We start from the raw sequence: 2,860 nt of genomic DNA, 5'->3' as shown, positions 1-2,860 counted from the left end.
TAGGGCCTAGTACACCATTTTAAGATACATGTTTTTTCAATAATTTAGTCAAATCTCTTGCCTTACGAAACGACACTTTGCAGACCAAACCCTGATTAAACTGTAACTGTCTGGCTTGGGCATCAAAGCTTCTCACATGATCTAAATTGACCAAGTAACTTTTATCACAACGAAACAAATTTGGATACTTTTCTTCCAAATTATTCAAATTACCGGGAAATTCTGCCTGCCGATTTTTAGCAATCACCGTGACACTACCTGGCCGTTCCTTAACCGTATATAACATCACCAGTTCATTCATCGGTACCGAAAAGTAACGAGATCCGATTCGATAGCCAAATAGCTTCTGTTGATGATACAGTGCTTCAACATACTGAGCCCGTGCTAAGTTGATATCTTCAATTATTTTACTTTTAATATTTTCAAGCGTTTTATCTTTCAAAATATAATCCAATGGTGCAATTTTTCGCTCTAACGTTAAAAACGCCAGTTCATCGTGAGTTGTAATAAAAACTATTTGTGCAAATGGTCGCCTCTGTCGAATTTTACTGGCCAATTTCAGCCCGGCATCTGTTTGCGAACCAATTTCCATATCTAAAAAGAACAGCCCCTGCTCTTGATCTAGGATGCTGCTTTCTAACTTTTCAACATCATTGGTTGCACAAACCAACTTCATTGCATAATCGTTAATCATAATAGTATTCTTGATAACTTTCATGTAATACGCTTGTTGTTCAAGATTATCCTCTAATAAATAGATTGAAAACACTTATTTTTCCCCCGTAATAATTAAAGTAATCCGTAGTTTTTGTTGTATCAACTGTGTATCCAAATAAAAGTTCACATTTTGATTAACCAACTCTTTGACATTTGCTAGACCCAAGCCCCGATTTGATCCTTTTGATGAATAACCGCGCTCAAATATTTTTTGAAGATTAAATGGCAAAGTGACAGCATTTTCCACTGAAATTTCAACCGTGTCGTCTGTTTTAATAAGCGCACAGCTAACCTTGTGATCTGGCATTTTTTCAGCTTGCTCAATCGCGTTATCTAAAAGAACACCCACAATTCTAACAATATCGACAAGTTGTTTTTCGATTAAAAGATCATCTTGTTCAATTTCCAGATCTAACTCAACCCCTTGCTTACGTGCTTCAAAAAATTTTTGAATAATTAAACCACGCAGGGTTTCGTTTTTAAGATGATCAAGTTCACTAATGCTAACTTTACTTAGCGACTCATTTAAATGCTTCTTATTTTTTAATTCGTTTAAATATTCCTGCAATTCAGTTCGATCATCGTGTTTTACCAATTCTGTCATTGACAGCATAATATTCTGATAATCGTGTTTAAACTGACGCAGTTCGGTATACTGCTGTTCTATGCTGGCTAAATAGTCATGTAACTGCTGATTTCTGATTCCTTCATCTTTAATATTTTGTTGAGCCGCATATGTTTTGATAAAAAACTGCATTTGCCAACTCATCAAAATGATAATTAACATAAAAATTACAATACTAGCTGCTTGAATGATCGCCGTAATATCCTGAATATCGCTAATAATCAAAATGGTTTGAATAGAGCCATAAATCATCATTAGCATCCAAAAAATCCGGGTGGATAAGCCTAAATCTTCAATCTGATTCATCGAATGACGCCACCACACGCGGTGCCGATAAAACCAAATGAATAAGAGAATGGTAAAAAATAAATCAATTATTATATCCTGAAATACCAACATATTGCCGACACGCGAGAGTGACTTAATGGAGTGGAAACGATTTGCCCACATCAAAATTGTCGTACTAATGTATCCACTAATGGAAATTAAGATGATTTGAATAATGACACTAATTAGCATCATATTCGCGTATCTGGGATCAATTTTCAATTTCTTCTGTCTGACAATTTCGACGATGATTGCCCCCAAAACTAGCGGTAGGTAAGCAGCATCTTCCAAAATCATACTAAAAATTGCACAAAGAATACTGGCACCAAAATTTAAAGCGACCACTTTCAACCCAAAATTATGCTTCAGATAAGTATTTGTACATAAAACAATAAAAATTAGCGCAAAATTTTCAACAAGATACTCACCAATTCCAAATTCTACCATTATTTGTTAGTTTAGATGAATAATCAGATTAGTTCATCCTTGGCTTCCTTTAAACCAAATCTTCGTTTCACATCACATCCTTTAGTTTAACTAAATTGTATCAACGACACAATATAAACAGTGATGTTTTCGATTAACGTATAATAGTTCGTGATTAACGTCAATCATCAATAAAACGCGCTTCTACTTTTTTAGCGGCCTAATTACATTTAACAGACCTACCACTAAATGACCAGTAAGAATGCTAGCCATTCCCCAAATGGCAGAGTAACTTGGAAATAACCAAAGAATTATCAACGCAATTATAAAGAAAATTGCCATTACAATATAAGATCTCTTCTTAGTCGTCATTTTATTAAACCTTCTTATCTAAATTACTTTTGCAATTTGTGGTCTAACCATCTTTCGATTGCTAAAATGAATGCTAGTGTCAATATCCCCCACCCATTTTATCAGTCCAAATTCACTTCATTGTTTTCTGATAGCCCACAACAGAATGACCACCACAATATTAAAGATCATAGCGAGCATCAATGTCCAAGCAGCTCCCCATAAATTAATTTGATAATCTGCATAGTGTCTGCCATGATCTAACAAGTTAAAAATAGCCAGCAGTTTAGGAACTGATAAGATCATTAAACCAAGTGAACAAATTGCACCACTTTCAATAATCTTTTTCATTTCTTCTCCTCCAGTTTTGATTATTTAAATTTATAGCTTAATCATATTTTAAATTTAACTGAT

At 34.3% G+C, this 2,860-nt stretch carries 4 protein-coding genes; all 4 read right to left on the bottom strand.

Annotated elements, in window-relative coordinates; all coding sequences use genetic code 11:
• Positions 1 to 19: 19 nt before the first annotated feature.
• Positions 20 to 769 carry a response regulator transcription factor gene (locus PPA04_RS09335; RefSeq protein ID WP_057785060.1) on the bottom strand — a complete coding sequence of 250 codons (750 nt, stop codon included), beginning with the start codon at positions 767 to 769 and terminating at the stop codon, positions 20 to 22.
• Complete coding sequence (locus PPA04_RS09330) at positions 770 to 2,116, bottom strand: sensor histidine kinase (protein WP_057785059.1); 1,347 nt, start codon at positions 2,114 to 2,116, stop codon at positions 770 to 772.
• Positions 2,117 to 2,299: 183 nt separating this feature from the next.
• On the bottom strand, positions 2,300 to 2,467 hold the full coding sequence (locus PPA04_RS09615; protein WP_157077590.1) for a hypothetical protein: 168 nt from the start codon (positions 2,465 to 2,467) through the stop codon (positions 2,300 to 2,302).
• A 117-nt stretch (positions 2,468 to 2,584) separates the two neighbouring features.
• Positions 2,585 to 2,797 carry a hypothetical protein gene (locus tag PPA04_RS09325; RefSeq protein WP_057785058.1) on the bottom strand — a complete coding sequence of 71 codons (213 nt, stop codon included), beginning with the start codon at positions 2,795 to 2,797 and terminating at the stop codon, positions 2,585 to 2,587.
• Between the last annotated feature and the right edge of the window lie 63 nt (positions 2,798 to 2,860).

It is taken from the genome of Pediococcus parvulus, from assembly GCF_007990205.1.
GTDB lineage: Bacteria > Bacillota > Bacilli > Lactobacillales > Lactobacillaceae > Pediococcus > Pediococcus parvulus.
This window is presented reverse-complemented; position numbering and strand designations above follow the sequence as displayed.